Annotated in this window: 18 protein-coding genes; 11 read left to right on the top strand and 7 right to left on the bottom strand. The window is 64.8% G+C overall.

Annotated features, from left to right (window positions below):
• From CK505_RS14065 to CK505_RS18245, 3 genes are all read left to right on the top strand, one after another.
• Positions 1-405, top strand: coding sequence for a DUF4913 domain-containing protein (locus CK505_RS14065; protein WP_095651488.1), 405 nt, complete (start codon positions 1-3; stop codon positions 403-405).
• A gap of 126 nt (positions 406-531) precedes the next feature.
• Positions 532-1,578 carry a DUF262 domain-containing protein gene (locus tag CK505_RS14070; protein ID WP_176475367.1) on the top strand — a complete coding sequence of 349 codons (1,047 nt, stop codon included), beginning with the start codon at positions 532-534 and terminating at the stop codon, positions 1,576-1,578.
• A gap of 14 nt (positions 1,579-1,592) precedes the next feature.
• The gene (locus CK505_RS18245) at positions 1,593-2,414 is read left to right on the top strand and encodes a hypothetical protein (protein WP_141246835.1); all 822 of its coding nucleotides are present in this window, start codon (positions 1,593-1,595) and stop codon (positions 2,412-2,414) included.
• A gap of 437 nt (positions 2,415-2,851) precedes the next feature.
• On the opposite strand, the gene CK505_RS14075 is transcribed toward CK505_RS18245, so the two are convergent.
• Genes CK505_RS14075 through CK505_RS14085 form a run of 3 tightly spaced genes read right to left on the bottom strand, consistent with a single transcriptional unit; the run spans position 2,852 to position 5,520 of the window.
• Positions 2,852-3,619, bottom strand: coding sequence for a hypothetical protein (locus CK505_RS14075; RefSeq protein WP_095651507.1), 768 nt, complete (start codon positions 3,617-3,619; stop codon positions 2,852-2,854).
• A 3-nt stretch (positions 3,620-3,622) separates the two neighbouring features.
• Positions 3,623-5,134 carry a relaxase/mobilization nuclease domain-containing protein gene (locus CK505_RS14080; protein ID WP_095651490.1) on the bottom strand — a complete coding sequence of 504 codons (1,512 nt, stop codon included), beginning with the start codon at positions 5,132-5,134 and terminating at the stop codon, positions 3,623-3,625.
• On the bottom strand, positions 5,131-5,520 hold the full coding sequence (locus CK505_RS14085) for a MobC family plasmid mobilization relaxosome protein (RefSeq protein ID WP_095651491.1): 390 nt from the start codon (positions 5,518-5,520) through the stop codon (positions 5,131-5,133). Before CK505_RS14085 ends, CK505_RS14080 begins: the two co-directional genes overlap by 4 nt.
• A 217-nt stretch (positions 5,521-5,737) precedes the next feature.
• Here CK505_RS14085 and CK505_RS14090 point away from each other — a divergent pair, with 217 nt between their 5' ends.
• Positions 5,738-6,067 (top strand): hypothetical protein, encoded by a 330-nt coding sequence (locus CK505_RS14090; RefSeq protein ID WP_095651492.1) that lies wholly within the window; start codon positions 5,738-5,740, stop codon positions 6,065-6,067.
• 441 nt (positions 6,068-6,508) lie between these two features.
• Here CK505_RS14090 and CK505_RS14100 read toward each other — a convergent pair whose 3' ends face one another.
• Both CK505_RS14100 and CK505_RS18545 read right to left on the bottom strand, forming a co-directional pair.
• Positions 6,509-11,494 (bottom strand): helicase-related protein, encoded by a 4,986-nt coding sequence (locus CK505_RS14100; RefSeq protein ID WP_176475368.1) that lies wholly within the window; start codon positions 11,492-11,494, stop codon positions 6,509-6,511.
• A gap of 107 nt (positions 11,495-11,601) precedes the next feature.
• Positions 11,602-11,994: a TnpV protein gene (locus CK505_RS18545; RefSeq protein WP_176475369.1), complete on the bottom strand. Its 393-nt coding sequence runs from the start codon at positions 11,992-11,994 to the stop codon at positions 11,602-11,604.
• Positions 11,995-12,372: 378 nt separating this feature from the next.
• Between CK505_RS18545 and CK505_RS14110 the strand changes: the two genes are divergently transcribed.
• The 5 genes from CK505_RS14110 to epsC all read left to right on the top strand — a co-directional run bounded on the left by CK505_RS14110 (position 12,373) and on the right by epsC (position 16,388).
• On the top strand, positions 12,373-13,359 hold the full coding sequence (locus CK505_RS14110; protein ID WP_095651495.1) for a phospholipase D family protein: 987 nt from the start codon (positions 12,373-12,375) through the stop codon (positions 13,357-13,359).
• Between the two features lie 113 nt (positions 13,360-13,472).
• The gene (locus CK505_RS14115) at positions 13,473-13,802 is read left to right on the top strand and encodes a GIY-YIG nuclease family protein (RefSeq protein WP_095651496.1); all 330 of its coding nucleotides are present in this window, start codon (positions 13,473-13,475) and stop codon (positions 13,800-13,802) included.
• A 160-nt stretch (positions 13,803-13,962) separates the two neighbouring features.
• Positions 13,963-14,523, top strand: a complete 561-nt coding sequence (locus CK505_RS14120) for a DUF4365 domain-containing protein (RefSeq protein ID WP_176475370.1) — start codon at positions 13,963-13,965, stop codon at positions 14,521-14,523.
• Positions 14,520-15,674, top strand: a complete 1,155-nt coding sequence (locus CK505_RS14125) for a hypothetical protein (protein ID WP_141246837.1) — start codon at positions 14,520-14,522, stop codon at positions 15,672-15,674. The genes CK505_RS14120 and CK505_RS14125 overlap by 4 nt, the downstream gene beginning before the upstream one ends.
• 204 nt (positions 15,675-15,878) lie before the next feature.
• A complete protein-coding gene (gene epsC, locus CK505_RS14130) occupies positions 15,879-16,388 on the top strand; it encodes a serine O-acetyltransferase EpsC (RefSeq protein WP_095651499.1) in 510 nt (169 codons plus the stop codon).
• Positions 16,389-16,476: 88 nt separating this feature from the next.
• Here the strand turns inward: epsC and CK505_RS14135 are convergent, their stop codons facing one another.
• Both CK505_RS14135 and CK505_RS14140 read right to left on the bottom strand, forming a co-directional pair.
• On the bottom strand, positions 16,477-16,875 hold the full coding sequence (locus CK505_RS14135) for a helix-turn-helix domain-containing protein (RefSeq protein ID WP_095651500.1): 399 nt from the start codon (positions 16,873-16,875) through the stop codon (positions 16,477-16,479).
• Between the two features lie 522 nt (positions 16,876-17,397).
• Entirely contained in the window at positions 17,398-18,810 is a 1,413-nt protein-coding gene (locus CK505_RS14140) for a PLP-dependent aminotransferase family protein (RefSeq protein WP_095651501.1), read from the bottom strand.
• Between CK505_RS14140 and CK505_RS14145 the strand changes: the two genes are divergently transcribed.
• Together CK505_RS14145 and CK505_RS14150 are read left to right on the top strand one after the other, a co-directional pair.
• Complete coding sequence (locus CK505_RS14145; RefSeq protein WP_095651502.1) at positions 18,809-19,747, top strand: DMT family transporter; 939 nt, start codon at positions 18,809-18,811, stop codon at positions 19,745-19,747. The genes CK505_RS14140 and CK505_RS14145 overlap by 2 nt on opposite strands.
• A gap of 82 nt (positions 19,748-19,829) precedes the next feature.
• Positions 19,830-20,431: aminotransferase class I/II-fold pyridoxal phosphate-dependent enzyme (locus CK505_RS14150; RefSeq protein ID WP_141246838.1), on the top strand; the 602-nt coding region annotated here is incomplete at its 3' end.

Below are 20,431 nucleotides of genomic sequence, written 5' to 3' on the forward strand. Positions count from 1 at the left end.
ATGAACTGGGAAGAGGAAGCCGCCGAAGGCAACGAGGACGTCGAGGAACAGCCTCCTGCACAGCTGTTCTACGCGAACGTGGCCCAGTTCGTGACCGAGCAGCTGGCGCCGGTGTACCGACGTCAGCTGGACCCTGCGGGTCGCTCGACCACGTTCACCTGGTGCGCCCAGTGGTGGCGACATGAGGAAGCGGTGAGCCGCCTGACGGGGTTGTGGCGGGCGTGGGAGAAGCTACGCACCGACCCGTCCACGGGATTGGCCGTGTGGTGGCGTGACTACGCCGATCCCACGATGCGTGTGCTTTTCGAGGAGAAAGGGCCCTTTCACGGTTGCACCCCCAGGGCGCACAGCCCCAAAGGAGTGCCCCTGACCTTGGAACCACCGCCAGCAGGACTCTTCGACTGATTCAGGCATCTGCGGCAGAGTAGCTACCGATTCAGCAGGCGCTACGAACGCCAGAGGAATCCTTGGGGGAAGCATAGGTAGTGTGCTTGCCCAGCATTGATGCAGTCCGCCCGTATACTGCGATGCATGGACCAACCCCTTGGCGTAAACAAAACAACCTATACTGTCGTAGATTTCTTGGAATGGCAGCGGCAAGGAAGTCTAGATCTGCAGCCCGTCTATCAACGCAGGGCGGTTTGGAATCCAAAAGTTAAAAGTTTGCTAATCGATTCCTTATTGCGCGGATTCCCCCTTCCTCTGGTGTTTCTTCATAATCGCCTAGACGTAACGACATCAAAGACTATTCGCCAAGTTGTAGATGGACAGCAACGACTGAGAACTATTCTTTCTTACGTTGACATTGATAGTTTGCGTGAAGTCGAAGAGTGGGACCGATTTACAGTTATGCGCACGCATAACCGAGATTACGCGGGGCTAGCATTCAATCAACTCCCTGAAGATGTGCAAGGGCGAATACTTCAAACAGAGCTCTCAGTAAATGTCCTTCCGTCGAACGTTGATGACGTGACGGTATTGTCAATTTTTCAGCGAATGAATTCTACTGGATTAAAACTGAACGACCAAGAGATCAGGAACGCCACCTACTTTGGTGAGTTCAAAGATAGTTCTTACGCACTTGCATACAGTCAAAATCAACGCTGGCAAAAATGGGGAGTGTTTTCGCGTCAAGAAGTGGCTCAGATGAAGGAGGTTGAGCTAACCGCTGACTTGATGGGTTTTCTGTTACGTGGCGTGACCGCCCGTAGCAAAGCGACCATAAATGCCCTATATCGCGATTATGACGAAATTTATCCTCAGCGCGAAGAAGTAGAACAAGCATTCACAAGTACGTTTGATGTTCTTGAGGGGGTTTATGGTGAAGGAGGTTCTCGTTCCAATTTGCGCAGATTCAGGTCCACTGCATGGTTCTATTCTGTATTCGCCGTGGCATCTGGTGAGTACGGGAAAATAACGTCACGAGAACTGGTGGGACGACTGGAGCAAGTAGAGGTGGCACTTAGGTCGGATGCTCTCGATGAGGACATTGCAAAAATCTTGCGTGGTGCAACTGCCGATCGGGCCAGCCGTAAAGCTCGCATTGACTTTCTCGCCTCGATTCAGAAAAAGGATTGAGGCGAAGTAAACACGTGCCGACCGGTCAATATCTATTAAGCGTCCTGCAACAGGACATTGACGGCCTGAAGTCCACCATTTTGGATGCCCAACAAAAGAATGTATCCACTGAAACCCTGAATAATGTGGTGGAACTGGCCACCTTAAGGGCCTTTTCGTCCTTGGAAACGTTTCTTCAGGAGCTTTTTTACCTGTGTATGCGTAATGACCCATCTGTAGCGGGCACAGGCTCCATCATCCCTGTATCTACACAGGAAGAAATTAATTTGCTGGTACTCACCTCTGGTGGTAAACAGCGAGTGAAGTATCTTTCGTGGTTGCCATTTGATCAGACATTGGATCTAGCCGATACATACCTCAATGAAGGGCATCCCTTTAGTCGACTTCAATATCGCAAAACAGAAACGGATGAATTAAAAGAGCTTACGGTTGTACGCAACGCAATTGCACATCCTAGTGACCATGCACGGCAAGAGTTTGAAAAGTTGGCCAATAAAAAAAGTTACCCTTCAGGTCGCGCATCTGACTACCTCCTTAGCACGCGCTCTGGGGCTCAAGAAGTACTTCTATTAATGACACGTGCGGAGTTGGTGGCAAAAGGACTTGCTGCGATGACGGAAGGTGGCGCAAACGCTGTGTTGGAACCTGAGCCACCATTCATGGCACAAGCCAAGTCTCCCAAAGGCACATATGAATGCATAAGATGTGGCCACACAATTACACGCACCACAAGAGGCGAGCTTGGTGGATGCCCTTCATGTGAACCGCGCCATTCCTGCTCTCAATGTGGCCGGCGTGCCTCTCCTACAAGCAGATGGCGACGGATCATAGCTTGACTCGAGGCATCGAGTAGGTCTTACAGTAATTATCGAAGGCTGTCGACCTGTCATAGTCTTGAATATTAAATATCAAGCTTGGCTTCTATCCCACCATACGCATTTTAGTTATCGTTACCTGCGCACGCGAGCGACGGGTAATTGCATGATGCCTCAGAAATAAGACTCATTCTGGTCGCTTTCTATGGAAAGTACCCGATACTCTTATGGTCTGTAGACTCATTGCCCTTAGGTGTTCAGTATAAGTTTGAGATACTTCCAGTTTATCTCGTAAAGTGCCGAAGGAAAAATTATATCGACCGCAACCAACGTTATTTTTGTGCACTCAAGAGCTGGTTGATATACCTATTCGAAACACCCTACCCCGTCGCCATTTTGGGGCTACTCACGGTAACCCCATCATGGGTGGCACCCTTTATTCTGAGCCGCTGCAGGCCTCATCCCAACCCCAGGTCCCTCTCGCGTTCCTGCACGCGCCCGGTGATCTTGCGCGCCTTGGGGCCGCGTTGGGTGGACCGCACCGCTTCGATCGGGGGCGCGCCTTGGTCCCGGTCCGCCGCCAGCCGTGCCCGCACGCCATCACGGCCTTCTTCGGTGCCGCCGAGGGCGGCCATGAGCCGACTGGCCAGGTTGGCGCGACGGTCCCCGGAGTCCCACAGCTCCTCAGCTTCAGCGGCAGCATTGCGGGCATCGGTGTCGTTCTGGAGATCGCCACGGCGGACCTCAGCGGCGTGCAGAGCGGCGGCGTGGTCACGCTGCGCGTCCACTGCCTCGCGTGCGGCGGTCTCTTGCCCCACGGAATCAGTGCGCTGACGTTCCGGAGTACGTTCCTCGAGGTAGTCCTCCACGCTCAACCCGTGGCGCCCCTTCACCTCCGCCTCGATCCGTCCTCGCGCGGTGCGGGCGACCTCGTCGTGCTGCTCCCACTGCCGGGCCAGCCCGTAGTGGGCCGCGATGTCTTCGGGCTTGGCGTTCTCCCAGAACCGGTCCTGCTCTACCGGGGCGAGCTCGGTGCGCATCACGGCGCGTTCGGCCTCGAAGCGCTCCTCCAGCTCACGCCGCCGGTGCTGCTGCTCCGTGACACGTTGGCGGACCTGTTCGGCACGTTGGCGGGCCATCATCTCGCCCCATCGGCCGGCCACGGCCATCGCCGCCTGGAGGTCTCGGGAGAGCAGGTCGTTCACGCCGTCGGGTTGTGTGCTCATCACTTACAGCTCCATTCCGTGGTCCGTGCGGGGGGTGTGATCAACGTAGGGGTGCTCAGCTGTCGGGCCTTGGGTTTCACGCAGCGCACCACGGTGGCGGGTGGGACCGGCGTGCGCGGCACTCTGCGTCGCCTCACGCTTCACATCCGGCAGGGGCTCTGCCACGACCGAGAGGTGCTGTTGGAAGGCGTCGTTGATGAGCTGCGTCTCGCGCAGCTCTTTGTTGGCCTGGTGCATGTCCTGGAACGCCCGAGTCATTCGCAGCATCTGCTGCATGATGAGCGCCTGCGCCATCGGAGAAGGCGCGCGGGTGGCAGCCAACAAGAAGGCCGTGGTGCCGCTGGTGCGCAGCGGCGCCTCCAATGGGGTGGTGATCTTCACCCCGGACCGGTGCGCGGACCGTGCCAGCACCCGGGCCGTGCGTCCCAGCGGCCCTTGGCCGTCCTCGGTCGCATGGGACCACGCCGCGAACACTCCGGAGGCTTCCCGCGCCGCGTGCGCCCACGACTGGTGATCGTCCGGGGCGATCTTGACCAGCCGCCGGCGCACCTCCTTCAGCTCCCCGGCCAACCGCCGGGCGGTCTCCTCATCCAGCACCGCACCGGGGGCGTCGGGGTGGACGATGCGGCGGTGCCGCTTGGCCGCCATCCACTCCTCCGACGCCTCCTGAGAGGAGTGCGGGGTGTCCGGCCAGCGGGTCCGCAGAGAGGGAAGGGTGAGGTCCTGGGCGAGCTTGCCGCCACCGAACCACAGCGGCCGCATCCCCTTCGGCGGACGCTCCGCCACCGAGTACCCGGTCACCACCGAATCAGTGCCGGCCGCGAACCTCGGGTGCACCAGCAGGTTCGCCCGACGCATCTGCCGCACGAACTGCGCCTCCGATTCGGCAGCCACCGCGCACGCCCGCACGGTGCGCTCCAGCGCGAACCGGGTGGGCTCCCGGGTGTTGTCCCGGTTGATCTCGCCCTGCTGCAGCCACCGTTCGGAGTGGTTGCCGAGCTGGATGAGGTTGAAGTCCTTCTCGATGCCCCGGGCGACCTTCTGCACGCGGGCGTAGTCGTTGCCATCGGCCCACTTCGTCCCGTCCTCCCGGATCGTGGAGGCCATGATGTGGATGTGGTCGTTGCCCTTGGTGGAGCGCCCGTGATGCACCGCCACCCACGGGCACGGGGCTTTGGCCCCGGCCTCGGTGAAGTCCATCTCGTCCATGAACCGGGCGGCGATGTCGGCCCATTCCTGGTCGGTGACCTCCCGGTCCTGGTACGGGATCGACAGGGAGCAGTGCCAGATGTACTTGGTCTCGGCGTCCACCCCGAAGACACGCCGGTTCAGGTCGATCTCGCCGGCAATGGACATCGCGGCTTCCTCGTTGAGCTGCGCGTCGTCGTGCCAGGCCATGATGAGCGGGGAGCCGCCCACCAGGTGCGGGTCGGTGTGCTCGTTGGCCCGGCCCGGACCCACCAAGTACATCATCAGCCCGACCGGCTTGTCGCCCTTGGTGATGTTCGGGATCACGGGATCAACTCTTCGATCTTGGCCAGCACTTCCTCACTGAACCGGCGGGCCTCGCGCATCGTCTCGGCTGTTTCGGGAAGGACCTCGCCGGTGCTGTTGGCGTGCCGGGCGATCTGGTTCACGTTGTTGGCGATCGTGGCCATCAGCCGGCGCATCGCCAGCAACTCGACCAGCTGGTTCCGCCGCAGCTGCACCGCCACCGGATCGGCCGACCCGAACACCGCCTGCACCATCAGCGCCGAGGGTGAGAGCCCGGTTTGCTGCTCCAGCACCATCAATTGAGCACGCTCGGCCTCGGACATGGACACCCGGACGTACTGGGTCTTGCCCTCGATCCGCTTCCGACGGGACTTCCACACGTGGCGCGGATTCTCCTGCTCCACCACAGCACCTCCCCTCTCCTTACCGGCCCAGCGCAGCGCCCCCACCCCGGTGGGCCCCACACGACCAGTGTGCCACCGCAAAACCGGCAGGGCCAGCGGTGGACCCGTTTTATGGCACATAAAACATAGCTTTGCTCCGCTGGGGCACCACGGGTGCGAAGCGCCGGCGGAGCGCGTGGTGGTTCTAGAACGGACGGTGTGCGTCCGTTAACCTAGGGGCATGGCGAAGCTCACCGACCCCCAGCAGGCAGAAGAAGCAGCCCAGCGGCTGCTCAACGACCGGATGGACTACATCCGCCGGGCGATCACGGCACGCGGCGCCCTCGACGAGGCACGCGAAGCCCTCAAGGAGGCAGAGAAGAACGACGTCCAGGCGTTCCAAGCCGCGGTGAACAACGGCGGCTGGACCGCCGAGGAGCTGAAGAAGATCGGGCTGGCGGCACCCGATAAGGTGCAGCGCGTACAACGCCGGCGAAAGGCCACATCGACTTCCCCGGACACTCACGCCTCGTCCGCGCAGAACGGTGGCGGCACCGAGTCGGAGCAGTGACGCCCAGTCGTTGGGTTCTCACTACCTGCTACGGGGCGCTCCTGATTCTCTCCATCATCCTGGTGGCCCAAGGCTCGAAGATCGGAATGCTGACTGGCCTACTCCTGGTGGCCTCGCTGCTCGTGATCTGGCGTGAGGCACGCCAGGGTCGAGCGGACCGCGAGATGGACCACCGTGGCTGAGTCGCTGGCCCCGTGCCCACATGGGCACGGCCCGAACTCCATCGCTCCGCGGTTCGGCCCGCACCCATGATGGACAGCGGGGACCCCATCCGACCACCCGACCACAGCCGGCAGGTCACCTCACGTCCGACCGTCGCACTTCCGTTCCCGCCGGCTGTGGACGGCTTCCCGAGCAGGTGGTCACCACGCAACGACGGTGCCCGCTCCCCCAATGGGGAGCGGGCACCGTCCATCTGAACAGACCAAGCAGAGCGAGTATTTACAGCTCCAAGCCGCCCTGCTGGGGACGTTGCTCGTCGTGCCGCCGCGCCACCTCGAGCGGACGCCCGGGGCCGTTTCCACCACGCCCGGCAGTGTTGCGCCCCGCGGTGGGAGCATTGGGGAAGTTGATGCGCATCCGTTTCTTCAACGCCTCCAACTCCGGATCCAAAGTTGGTTGCGGCGTCTCTTCTCCGCGCATCGCACGGTCGATGCGCTCCACCTCCCACCGGGCAGCGTCCAGGGCCTCCTGGTGCTTGAACGGCACGTCCAGTGCAGCCCGGGCGTCCTCGACTTCCTGGTGCGAGGCCGCCAAGTCGGTCTCCCGTTTGGTTACTGCCTCGGGCAGCTTCAGCACCTGGTTCTCCAGCCGCTGGATCATGCCCACACTTGGATTCAACGATGTCGCCCGGGTGACTTCCACCGCCACACCGGGGGCATCATCAATGCGCAACTCCACAGGTGAAGCACTCAGATCAGCCAGGTTCCCTGACCGCTGCACCACTCGGATGTCGTGGCCACCGATCCGGCCGGCGACCCCCAGGTCGATCTTTCCAGCCCGGGGCGGACGCGCGGTGGCGTGTACCCCGGCCCACCGTTGCCACGCTTCTGCGGCCTCGGTGCGCTTCTCCACGGTGACTCCGTCGATGGTCATGCGGAACCTTTCCCCGCCCAACTCATCGGTGGTGCGCTGGGCGGCCGCACGCAGCACCGGCAGCTCGCGCTCTAGTGCCTCCGCGCGCGACAGAGCCGCGTCTTTACGAAACACCAACGAGGACTGATTGCGGTGCCAGGCCCGGTTCAGCCGCTCCAACCGGGCGAGCTCCTGGTCGGCTTTCGACTTCTCCAGGATCAGCGGATTGCCACTGGAAATGGCCTTGACCTCCGCGAAGGACAATGTGTTGTCCCCGACGTCCTCGATCTCACGCACGTCCAACCGGCCGCGCATGATTTGGTCGATGAACTTCGACTTCCGCTCCAGCGTCTGCCACATGAAGGTGTCGAACGAACCCTTCGTGACCACCTGCGAGATAGCGACCTCCGGGTTCTGGTTACCCTGCCGGATGATGCGCCCGTGCCGCTGCGCGATGTCCGCCGGACGCCACGGAGCGTCCAGGTCGACCAGGTGCACCGCCCTCGCCTGGATGTTGGTGCCAACCCCCATCCTCTGGGTCGAGCCCATCAGCACGGCGATGTCTCCCGAGCGGGCAGCGGAGAACAGCCGGCCCTTCTCGGCATCGTTCTTGGCCTCGTGCATGAATCGGATCTTCTCCGCTGGAATGCCCCGGGCGACCAGCTGATCCTTGAGCTCGTCGTAGACGTTCCACTTCTCCGTCGATGGGGTGCTCTGGTCGCAGAACACGATCTGCAATGCACCCCGGGTCGGGTGCTCCTCGCCGCTGGCCGGATCCAGGAACACGTCGTCCTGGTGCTCCTCGTGCACCCGGGCAATGAGGTCCGCTGTCACACTGACCTTGTTCTCCGCCACGACCGATCCCAGCTCGGGATCCACCAGGCGCATGTCCAGGGCGGCCTTGCGCCCATCGGAGCTGACCTTGAGCATGTTGTCCTCGGTCCGGTCCACCAGCCGCGCCTGGATCGCCTCAGCGCGCCGACCAATGTCCTCGATGTAGTCCTGTAGCTCCGTCGAGGCTTCCACCGGGACCATGCGCGGCAGCCGTTTTCCGTCCTCGCGCTCCACCAAATCCGGGGTGGGCAGCTGCAGGTCCTCGGCGGTCTTCACGTCGGCGAAGGTGTGGAACATCTTCAGCAGCTCGGGCACGTTCTGGAACTTCGCGAAGCGCTCCTTCAGCTTGAAGTGGTCCCCGCCGGCCACCGACAGCTCCATCTCGGTCACCACCTGACCGAAGGTCGCCGCCCAGGTGTCGAAGTCGTGGATTCCGGCTCTTTCCAACCGCTCCGGGCCCAGGTAGCGCTGCATCACATACATCTCGGTGACCGAGTTGGCGATCGGTGTCGCGGTCGCACCGGTCATCACGCGGTCTCCGTGCTTGGCCCGCAAGTACTCGACCTTCATGTGAAGGTCAGTGGCTCTGCCGGACCCCGGATCAATGGCCGCGTCCTGGATGTTCGACGGCGTGGAGAGGTTCTTGAAGTCGTGGAGCTCGTCTACCACGAGGTAGTCGATGCCGGTCTGCTCGAAGGTGATCCCCGGATCGGTGACCCGATCCATCTTCTCCTTCAGCTTCTCTTCTTTCGCCTGCAAGCGGGCTTCCATGCGCTTGATCGACATAGTGTCCGCCCCGCTGGCGGCCGCCCGTTCATTGGCGGCTTCCAGCTCGGCTCGCTGACGTCCGATTTCTGAGAGGTTGTAGGCGCTTTTCGACTCAGGGGACAGTTCGATGCGCTCGAACGCGGTGCGCGTCATGATGATCCCGTCCCAGTCACTAGCTGCTGCGCGGGCAACGAACACCCGCCGCCTCTCGCCCTTCAGATCAGCCGAGGAGGCGGCAAGGATCTGCGCCTGGGGGTAAAGCTGCAGCCACTCCCGGGTGAACTGCTCGAGCATGTGGTTGGGCACCACCACGACCGGTTTACGGGCCATCCCCAACCGGCGCAGTTCCATCGCACCCATCACCATCTCGGCGGTTTTGCCCGCCCCCACCTCGTGGAAGAGCCCCACCGAGGGCTCCGAGAGCATCCGCGCCACCGCCGCCCGCTGGTGGCCGCGCGGGGTGAAGTCCTTGACCAGCCCAGGGAAGCTCAGCCGCTCCCCCTCCACGGAGTAGTCGCGCAGCACGATGGAGTTGAACCGCCGGTTGTACTCATCCACCAACCCCGCCGCCCGCGCCGGGTCCGCCCACACCCACTCGCCGAACCGCTCCTGCATCAGTGCCGCCTTCTCCTGGGCGGCGGTGGTCTCGGTGGCATTGACGACCCGGCGATTGCCTTCGGGGTCGGTAGGGTCCGGGTCCGTGACCTGTACCCGGCGCTGCTCGGCCAGATTCTTGAAGATGTCCCCGGCGGCCATCCGGTCGGTGCCCCAGTCGTTGCGGGCAGCGAAGAGGTGACGGCTGGCTTTCACGTCCCAGGTCGCGCCACTGATCCGGTCCACCCGGGCGGAGGGGTCCTTGATGATGTGGCGTAGGAACTGCTCATGGATCTGGGGTGACACCCACACCGCCCCGATCCGGGCCTCGATCTCATCGGCTCCCAGCGGGGCCGGCAGCACTGCTTCCAGCGCCTCAACGTTGGCCTGGAACCGCTCATCGGCGGCTGAGGCGGCGCGGGCCGTGTCCAGCTTCTCGCGCACATCCCCGGACAGGTACTCCGCCCGGGTCTCATAGACCCCGTCCTCCCCGGGCACCTCATAGACCAGTCCTCCCAGGGACTCTCGCGCCCCGGCCTCATCGGTGCCCAGCAGGCGGGCGACATGGGCCAGGTCCACGGTGCCCAGCGTGTCCAGGGTGACGGCCAGGGCCTCATCAGCGGTGTCCACCCCGAGCACGGGCTTACGCGGCTGCACCTGCCGCTGCGACAGCAGACCAGCCGGAGCCGCAGTGCCGGTGCCCTCATCGAAGTGCTCCAGGGCCAGCACCAGCGGCCCGAACGGATCATCCCCCAGCAGAGCCACCGCCGGTGGGGTGATGCGGGCCAGGATCTCCTCACCGGCCTCATTGGTGCGTCCGGTGCGGCGTTCGGTGAACCGGTTGATCGGCCCGTAGCGATCCACATAGGCCCGGTAGCTGGCCGCCAGTTGAGCCCTCAAAGCGTCCAGCTCAGGGGTGTCATCGACGTTGGCGGCCTCCAAGGTCAGCACGGCACGGGCTTCATCCCGCAGGCCCAGCAATGCCCGCAGCTCCCCGTGCCGGGTACGTGCCACCTTCAGCGGCGCGTGGACCTTCTCGATCGTGACCTGAGTGAAGCCTTCCGCACCGCGATCGGTGATGTGCCCGATCTGCTCCTGCTCCCCCGCCGGGATCAAGGCAGCGACCTCGAGCTCCTGCTCGCCACTACGCTCGGCCATTCCACGCCCAGCCGCCACGGCCTGCTCGGTGATCTCCGCCAGCTGCTCACGCAGTCGGTCCCCCGTGGCCGTCAGGTCCTCCGCGCGCACGGTCAAGGTGGCGGAGCCGTACATCCCGTTGCCGATCATCGGCTCACCGAGCACCCGCTCGGGGTGGGCGAGGAAGTAGGCGTTCATGCGCCCCTGCGCCCCATTCAGTTCCACCGGGGCGGTCTCCACCCACCCCTGATCCAACGGCTCCTCTCCGGGCAGACGGCGACGGAAGATCAGCACATCGGTCAGCGCGTCCGTGCCGGCGGCACGCCGGTGGGCGCCGGTGGGCAGTCGCACCGCGCCGAGCAGGTCGGCGGTCTGAGCCATCTCCCGGCGCGCTGCGGGGTTCTGCGCATCCAGGGTGAACGCGCTGGAGAGCACCCCGACCACCCCACCGGGCCGGGTCAGGGCTAAGGACTTGAGGATGAAGTGGTTGTGCATCGAGTGCCCGGCCGCGTTGTGCCGCGGATCGTGCAGGGTGTTCCGGGAGAAGGGGACGTTGCCCACCGCCGCGTCGAAGACCCCTCCGGGCATCCGGGTGTCCGCGAATGACTCCGTCCGGATGATGGCTTCCGGGTAGATGGCCTGGGAGATCGCCGCGGTGACCGGATCCAGCTCCACCCCGGTCATCTGCGCCCAGTCCGGGGCCAGGCCGATGAAGGTGCCGGCACCGGAGCCGGGCTCCAGCACCCGCCCGCCCTGGAAACCCAGCCGCTCTAAGGCGTCCCAGACCTCGGTGGCGATCGCCGGGTCGGTGTAGTGGGCGTTGATGACCGTCCGGCGCGCGGCCGCGTACTCGGTCTCATCCAGCAGCTCGCGCAGCTCCGCTCGGTCGGCCTCGTACTCGGTGCGGGACTCGTCGAAGATCTCCGCGACCCCGGTCGCGCCCCAGGACCCCCACCGGGCCAGCGTGGTGCGCTCAGCATAGGTGGCCGTCCGATTTTCGGCCTGGATGGTGCGCAGCACGCGCAGCGCGGCGAGGTTGGCCCGGAAGCGTGCCTGGGCCCCAGAGGGGGCCAGATCGTCCTGGGCGCGGGGGACGAAACGCCCCGAACCCTCAGACTCAGCCGGGATTACGCCTGTTCGGCGTCCTTCCGAGCCACCTCGTCCCAGTACTCCCGGTCCTCCCGGTTCAGCTGCTCCACGACCCGCAGCATCTGAGCCACCCCGGACTCCTCCTCGTCCTCCTCCTCCGGCTCCTGCCGCACCGACGGATCCGGGGTCAGCATCTCGGCCCGCACGATCTCCTCGGCCTGCATCTTCGACGCGTTCAACCGCCCCACCTTCTCCAAGTAGGTCTCCCCCACCGGGTCCGGGCCGGCCAGCTCCATCATCAGCTCGCCCACCCGCTGGGTCGCTTCCTCCCCCAGCCTCTCGAACCACGCGTCCGGATCCGGGATCAGGGCGTACTCCGCCGGCGCGGTCATCCTCCACGCTTCCTGAGCGAACTTGCCGTACGTATTCATCACGAACCTCCTCGGGTTCCGGGAAGAGAAAGGCATCAATGCTCAACTGCCCCTCGACTTGTTTCCTCTTGCGGGCTCGGGCCATGGGGGGTCTCCTGAGTGCGGTCGGGAAGCTCTCACACACGCTACCCAGCCGCTCCAGAGCCTTCCTCGAGAACACGCACAAGCTAACTCACAGAATATTGATATGTCAACATTATGGCTGAAGCACTGCCTGTTCCTCCACGCACATCCAGGAACTTCATTCGTGCATCGAGGGACAGGCTCCCGAAACGTACGTGAATAGGGCCGTTTAGGGCCCTCACACAGAAAGACCACACCTCAACAGAGGGCGCGCGCCGGCGGACCCATCCTGGAGACGGTCGTTACAGTCACCTCATGAGTTCAATGGGGCGCGTGATTCACGCTGCGACGGAGTGGCTGGAAGCCGCCATCACCGATCCGGACGGTGACGTCGTCCTCACGAGCCCGTATCTGGCATTCAACGTATGCCAGCAGATCGCTACGGCCGCGCGATCCTCCCAGGTGAGCTGGACGCTTGTGACAACACTGGACCCGAGCGCAGTGGCCAACGGCTATCTCTCAGTCGAAGGTCTCCGGCGAATGCTGGAATCCGGCGTCGAGATCCGGCACGTCGAACGGCTGCACGCCAAATGCTTCATCGTCGGCCACCGCGCCATGCTGGGCTCTGCCAATCTCACCGGAGCGGGATTGGGAAGCTCGTCCAGCTCAAACCGTGAGCTTGGCGTAGAGCTGGACCAGGAGCAGACTGCCTCAGCACGGGCCGTGATCGCCTCATGGCCGGCACGCGCCGCAGACGCAGGCGATCTCGATCAGCTGCTCGAGCGGTCGAAGGACCTCACTCGCACGGAGCGCACGCAGCAGAACCGGTTGGATGCGGTCTCCGCGCTCCAGCTGGCCGAGCAGCTGCTCGATGATGCTCGCGACCCCGGACGAGAATTGTGGCTGAAACTCGAATACGGGGATCCTTCACTGGAGGGGTGGCGGGAAGAGTCGCGGTTCGCGAGCCCCAAAAAGGGCAAACCCAAATTCAAACCCGGGGACCTCGTCTTCATCTGCGCCCAGGACACCCGCGACTGCTACGCCGTCGTCGAGGTGGTCTCCGATCCACTCTTCCAGCCGGCCAGCTACATCGAAGAGATGAGAGAAACCCATCCCGGCGTCATCGACCGCTGGCCCTGGGTCAACATCACCAAGCCCCGCCTCGTCCCTGCGGAGTTGATGGAGCTCAAACTCAGCGAGCTCGGCGTCAAAGGACAAGGCCTCCAGAACGGCCATGTGCGCCTGAAATTCGACCAGTTCACCGCCGGGGTCCGCGCCCTTGCCCGCCTCGCCACGGTGTAGAGCACGCATTGTCGAGGTAAAAGGCTGGCGGTCTCGTCAGCGACACTCGGCACCCAGCAAGCATCACGCGCGTTGGCGCGGGCGCTAAGGAGTACCGGGAATACGCTTCGGCCATGAGCCCCGCATCGCGGCAGATCCAAGCGTTCAACGTCTACGCCCTCTTCGATCCCCACAGCAACGAAGCCCGGTATGTGGGCCAAACCAGCGAGAGCCTAGACAAGCGCCTGATGGCCCATTGCCAGGAGGCTCATCGCAAGAGCACAGCCAAGAATCAATGGATCCAGGAACTGCAAGCCCAAGAACAATGGCCTGGCATCCGTCTCTTGGAACAGGTCCATGGACGACGGCGCGACGCCTACGACGCAGAGAGTCGATGGATCCGGCAGCTTCGATCGGAGGGCCAGCGCTTGCTCAATCAGCCGATCCCCATAGAGTTCCGCTGAATGCCAGGCAGCGCCGCAACTACTGGAGCGCATGAAACCTGCAGCTGACTCATCCAGCCAGGAGGGCGGGCCCGCCCCCGCTCAACGTCCCACGAATCGATACCGCTCGGGCGGCGTGGCTAATCTGAACGACTCAGGCGGCGTGGCTAATCTAAGTGCGATGACAACCGCCGGATCGAGCACCGCCGGTCCGAGCCCGGACCCTCTGCCATCGCGTCTGGGGACGGCGGCCAATCCACGATTCACGGACAACGGCCGACGAGGTCGCTACGGGGTCGCATACTTGCGGTCGCTTGCGGCTCACGCCGGAGTCGGCTTTACCGAGAACTCGCCGGACGAGGACGTAGACGCAATCGACGTCATCCTGAGGTTCGGGAGAGCGAGTGCCGAAGTGCAGGTGAAGTGCACCGGTAAATTCAAGGTCGGGTCAGGTAAGGCTACCCTCCAGCTCGAACCGGAGTGGGTCCGGAAATGGGCCAGCAGTTTCCACCCGGTGTACGTGGTCCTTGTGAAGGTCCCATCGGATGTCGGTGAATGGATCGAGGGCAGGCCATCGAGCACGCTCCACAAAACGGTGGCGTTCGGCAAGCGTTTCGACCGCAGCGTCCACACCACGACGATGCAGTTCACGCGCGAGAACCTGCTGACGGCCGAATCGCTGTATGACTGGCGCGACGAGGTCTACGAATTCCACGAGAACCGCACTGGAATTAACGCATGAGCGAGAACGTCGCAGACGACCTTTCTGCGCTGCTCCGTACGCGTGGCTGGTCCGTCGCCAAGGAGAACGCGAACGGCTCTAACCTCTGGTCGCTCAGGAATCGTGCAGAGATGTACCTGCCGCCTGTGGTGAGGAAGGGCTCATTCGAGTGGAGCGACCTCACAGAGCGGATCGCGGCTGCGCACGACGAGCACTCGTCGTCGGTAGAGCGGGCAGTCGAGTTCGTCCGCTTCGATGTCACACGGTTCCGCGTGGACAACGACGATCCCGGCGCACTGACGATCCCTCTCGAAGCCGGGGCCACTGTCGTGGGCTCTGCCTTCGGAATGCTTCGTGCCGCGGCCACGACCGCGCGTCGCCCTCGACAGTCGATCGGGAGCAACTACTCCAAGCTGGGCGACGAGATCGTCCGCGAGGCCCGGCTCGCTCATACCGAGGTCGGTTCGTTCGTCTTCCCCGTCGTGCTGAAAGTGAGCGAGCCCGACCCGACTCCCGAGGTTGAGCAGCCGCTACCGGGCGTGAGCGTCGAGTCCGTAAGGCCTGAATCCCCGGAGCGGCGCGTGACGCGGACGCTGGCTCAGGCTGTCGCCGCGTTCGAGAAACACGTGATCCAGCCCGCGCGCGAGCCACGCATGCGCGACCTTACGCCCGTGGTGATTGCAGGTGGCACGAAGGAGATGTTCGCGCAGATCAGTCGCGCGATCGCGGAACCGGGGGTCTCATGGTTGGAGACCGGATTCACATGGGCGCCGATCGAAGCGGCGGCGGCGGAATCGCCGAGCAAAGTAATGATCCCGGCGGACACCGAGGCGCGCGAGCTGGTTACGAGGTCCGTTCGGTTACTCTCGGCCCCGAAGAACGAGCCTCTGCGCGTCATCACGGGACCGATCATTCACATCAGCCACACGCCGGGCGACGTGTTCGGTGAGATCGCGATCCAGACGCCGAGCCCGAATGGCCCACGGTTCGGCCGTGTAGAGGCACAGGTGCGCCAGGAGGAGCTCTCTCAGATCCATCACTGGATGGATCATGGGACAACTGTTGTTGTGCACGGCGTCGTGGAGCGCCGTCCAGGGCGGCCCGGCCGAATCTCGGGAATCGTGTCACCGCAACCGTTGGAGGACACGATCGCTGGCATCGACGCGGATTGACCGCCGCGTGCGACTGTCTCAGGCCAGTCGTATGGCACGGACGCACCCATCCGCGGTGCTCTACCAAGGGATTCATGCCCTTATCAACCCACGGGCCGGGGTTCCACCAGATGCGCGGACTCCCGGGGGTTCGACGCCGCTAACCGGGCCATACGTAAAGCGGGTGGTAGGCCACCTGGACCGGATGTCTTCTAAGGTGTGGCCATGGCCGCCTCCACCCGTCCCAGTGTCCTGGCAGATGCCCGTGCGATCGCCGCTGCCGACCCCGCCGGGCAAGGCACCGCGGCCACCCTCCTCAGCTACCCGGGCCTGCACGCGGTGGCCGCCCATCGACTCGCCCACCGCCTGTGGTCCACCCGGTGGGGCAAACCGGGCGCCCAGGCCATCGCCACCGCTTCGGCGAAGGTCACCGGTATCACCATTCACCCGGGTGCGGTGATCGGGCATCGGCTGTTCATCGACCACGGCAGCGAGGTCGTCATCGGGGAAACCAGCGTGATCGGCGACGACGTGACCATCTACCAAGGTGCGAGCTTCGTCGGCGACGGCACCCCGGGGCGGCGCCACGCCCTCGTCGGGGACGGGGTGCTCATCGGGTCCGGGGCCAAGGTCATCGGCCCCGTCACGCTCGGGCCCAGGGCGAGAATCGGCGCGGGTGCTGTGGTCACCCACGATGTACCCGCCGACACCACGGTCGTGGGCATCAACGAATGATGAGCCCACACCGAACCCTCCCCGCATCAGGCGCCACCGGATCCGGCGTGAGGTCGTCACACGGAGACCGGAATAGGTGCGAAAAGGTTCAGGCGGTGTCTGCCTCGACGGGGTCGACCGTGGCGGTCGCTGCAGGGGTGCAGGGGGTTTGTGGGGGCAGTGCTGCGCTTAGGTGCGGGGCGATGCGTGCCAGCTGGGCGAGATAGCCGCAGGTCTCCAGCTCGGTCAACGCGACAGGAACCCGGGCCTTGGCAGTGCTGGCGCGGGCGGCGAGCTCGGCCAGGGCCAGCGTGTGCTCGGGACGGGTGCGGGCCACCGCGCGCAGCACTCGACGGGCCTCCGGGCTCAGCCGGGAGTCGGCGCCGGCTTGGTGGATCAGGGCCTCCAGGGCCGGGCGCAGCGCTGCGAAGGCCGCTGCCCGGGACAGCGGATCCATCACGGGACTCGCCCAACTAGCGTGCTCCCCGGCACGGTAGAGATCGTTCATGCGGGCCTCCTCAACCGGGACAACTACCTGAGGGTGGTCCTCGTGCCGCCACAGAGCCAGAGGCCTTGTCATGGGTGCTGTGTGGGGCCGCCGCTCTGGCGGCAGAAGAGTCGCCCCCCGACGACGGAGCCCAAGGCCCCCAGGTCTTCTGCCGCCAGGACGGCGGTCATTCGACCGGTCTGGAGCGGGTCAGCCCCCCGGCTGAGCACTCCGACACAGTCCACGCTGGGTGGGTCAGCCCCCCGACTGAGCACCGTGCGCGATGACCCAACCGTACCGACCAGTAAGGAAAAGATCGACTTTCATCATGTCCCCACTTCCGCTGATGGGACGCCCCGTCGTGCTCGCGAGGCCTTTCCGGTCCGGTCTGTCCGCCCAGATGCGGCTTCCGTCGGCTCGTACGGCAGGCGGGTATTGCTGTGGCGCTGGCCCCGCGGACACGAACCCCAACTGCAACGCTGGAGCACTGAGTAGCTAGCGGGCGAGTTTCGCGCTCTGCAGGGTTGGTCTCGCGGCTCGGTCTCAGCCGTGGTGGCGTCCAAGGGTTGCCCCGAGGATTCGAGCCCCGTCGAGGAAGGATGCGGGATTGGGTCCGGAGTAGTTGAGTCGGATGTAGGGGCCGGTGGGTTCGGCGGGGAACCATTCGGTGCCGGCGGCGATGATGACGCCGGCGTGCTCGCAGTCGTGGGTGAGCTGGGCCAGGTCGGTGTCATCGGGCAGGCGTGCCCACAGGTTCAATCCGCCCGGTGGCACATGCTCGACGTGTGCCCGCGGGGCGTGCTCGGTGAGGTTGGCCAACAGCAGATCCCTGCGGGTGCGCAGCTGGTGGCGCAACCCGCGCAGATGGGTTTGCCACCCGGGGTGGGTCACCACGTCCAAGGCGGCGGCTTGGAGGACCCCGGAGACGTACATTGCTTCGGCGGCCCGGTCGGTGAGGATGCGTTCCCGTGCTGGGCCGCGGGCGATGATTGCGCCCACCCGCAGGGCTGGGGAGACGCTCTTGGTCAGGGACCGCAGGTAGATGACGTGCCCGGAGTCGTCGCCGGCAGCCAGGGGCACGGGGGTGGTGGTGATGCCGAAGTCGTGGGCCCAGTCGTCTTCGACGAGGAAGGCACCGTGGGCGCGCACCACCTCGAGCACCTGCTGGCCCCGTTCGGCCGGCCACTGTGCACCGGTGGGGTTGGCGTAGTTCGGCTGGGCGTAGAACAGGCGGGCACCGCTGTCATGGAAGGCCCGGTCCAGTTCCGCCGGATCCGGGCCATCCACCCCAGTCGGCACGGGGACGATATGCACTCCGGCTTGGGAGGCGGCCAGGATCGCACCCCAGTAGGTGGGGGACTCCATGATCACCGGTTGCCCGGCACCGGCCAGGGCACGGAACACCGAGCTGAGCCCGCTCTGGGTACCGGGGAGCACGATCACGTCGTTGGGGGTGGGTGCGGTGACACCGACCGGGGTGGCCGCGCGCAGTTCATGGGCGAACCACGACTGGAGTTCTGGCAGCCCGGCCACCGGGGGACGGGCGATGGCCGCTTCCGAACGTGCTGCCCGACTCAGTGCGGTGCGCACCAGCCGCTCCGGCAGCAGCTCCCGGTCGGGGTAGCCGGAGTGGAAGCCGATCACGTCGTGGGGCGCGCTGCGCAGAGCGGTGGCCACCGACCGGGCCGGTGCGTGCGGGGCCCGTAGCGCGGCCGTCTGCCACCCGTAGTCGGCCGGGCGTCCCGTGCGTACGGCGCGGACGAAGGTCCCCACCCCGGGCCGGGTCTCGACCAGGCCTTGGGTGGCCAGAGTCCGCAGGGCTTTCTGCACGGTCACGGGGCTGGCCTGATACTGGGCCACCAACGTTCGGGTGGAGGGCAGCCGGGCCCCTGGCGCCGCGGCACCGATCCATTTCCGCAACCCCTCGACAATCCGTGAACTGTTATCGTTGTTCATGACTAGCAATAGTAGCGCTACTGTCTCTGCGTATCCTGTGATATCGTCCCGCTCCGCCGCAGGACTGTGGTGGGGGCTGCTGGGAGTCACGGCCTTCTCCTTCACGGTGCCGTTCACCCGGGTGGCCGTCGACGGGCTCTCCCCGCTGTTCGTCGGCGCAGGACGAGCTGTCATCGCCGCCGCCCTGGCCGGCGCCGCTCTGGCGCTGACCCGGCAGCACCTTCCGCACCGGACCCAGTGGTTACGGCTGGCGCTGGTCGCCGGCGGGGTCGTGGCCGGCTTCCCGCTGCTGACCTCGTACGCGTTGACCACGACTGACGCCAGTCACGGGGCGGTGGTCATCGCTGTACTGCCGGCGGCCACCGCGGTCGTGGTGGTGTGGCGGACCCGTGAGCGCCCTCCGAAGGCGTTCTGGGTCATGACTGGGGTGGGCGCGGTCGTGGCGATCGCCTTCGCCGCCGTGCAGTCCGGGAGCTTGGGGCAGCTGCACTGGGCGGACGCGTTGCTGTTCGCCGCAGTCGTGGCCGCCGCCGTCGGTTATGCCGAGGGTGGTTTGCTGGCCCGGGAGCTCGGCGCCTGGCAGACCATCTCCTGGGCCCTGGTGCTGGCCGCCCCCGTGATGGTGACCCTCACGGTCGTGGCGATGATCCAACAACCCCTGGCAGGGACGTCGGTGCAGTGGGCCGCGTTCGCCTATCTCGGGGTCGTGAGCATGTTTTTGGGCTTCTTCGCCTGGTACCGCGGTCTGGGCATCGGACCCATGGCCCAGGTCAGCCAGATCCAGCTCGTCCAGCCGGTGCTGAGCATCCTCTGGGCCGCGTGGCTGCTGGGCGAGCACCTCACCATGACCACCGTCCTCGGCGGTGTGGCCGTGATCCTCTGCGCGACTCTGGCCGTGCGCATCCGGCTCGGCACCACCGCACCGGCCAGAACCTAAAGGAACGGCGCCGTCACCGAGGAGCCCGCCCCTCCCCCACCACCCACGCACCGACCACCCGTACCGGAAAGACACCGCATCCATGAACAACCAGCAGAGATTCCAGCAGTCCGACAAGCTCGCCAACGTCCTCTACGACATCCGCGGCCCCGTGCTGGAGCAGGCGGAGCACATGGAGGCGGAGGGGCACCGGATCCTCAAGCTCAACATCGGCAACCCCGCGCCGTTCGGCTTCGAGGCACCCGACGCGATCCTCGTGGACATGATCAAGAACCTGCCCCACGCGCAGGGCTACTCGGACTCCCGCGGCATCTACTCCGCGCGCACGGCCGTGGTGCAGTACTACCAGACGCGCGGGATCATGAACCTCGACACCGACGACGTCTACCTGGGCAACGGCGTCTCCGAGCTCATCACCATGACGCTGCAGGCGCTGTGCAACCCGGGCGACGAGATCCTCATCCCGTCCCCCGACTACCCGCTGTGGACCGCCTCGGTGGCTCTGTCCGGCGGCACCCCCGTGCACTACCGGTGCGACGAGGACAACGACTGGAACCCGGACCTCGAGGACCTCGCGGCGAAGATCACCCCCAACACCAAGGGCATCGTGATCATCAACCCGAACAACCCCACCGGCGCGGTCTACTCCCGCGAGGTGCTGCAGACCATCGTGGACCTCGCCGC

Origin of the sequence: Kocuria sp. WN036 (assembly GCF_002287015.1) — a bacterium.
In the GTDB taxonomy this organism is placed as follows: Bacteria; Actinomycetota; Actinomycetes; order Actinomycetales; family Micrococcaceae; genus Kocuria; species Kocuria rosea.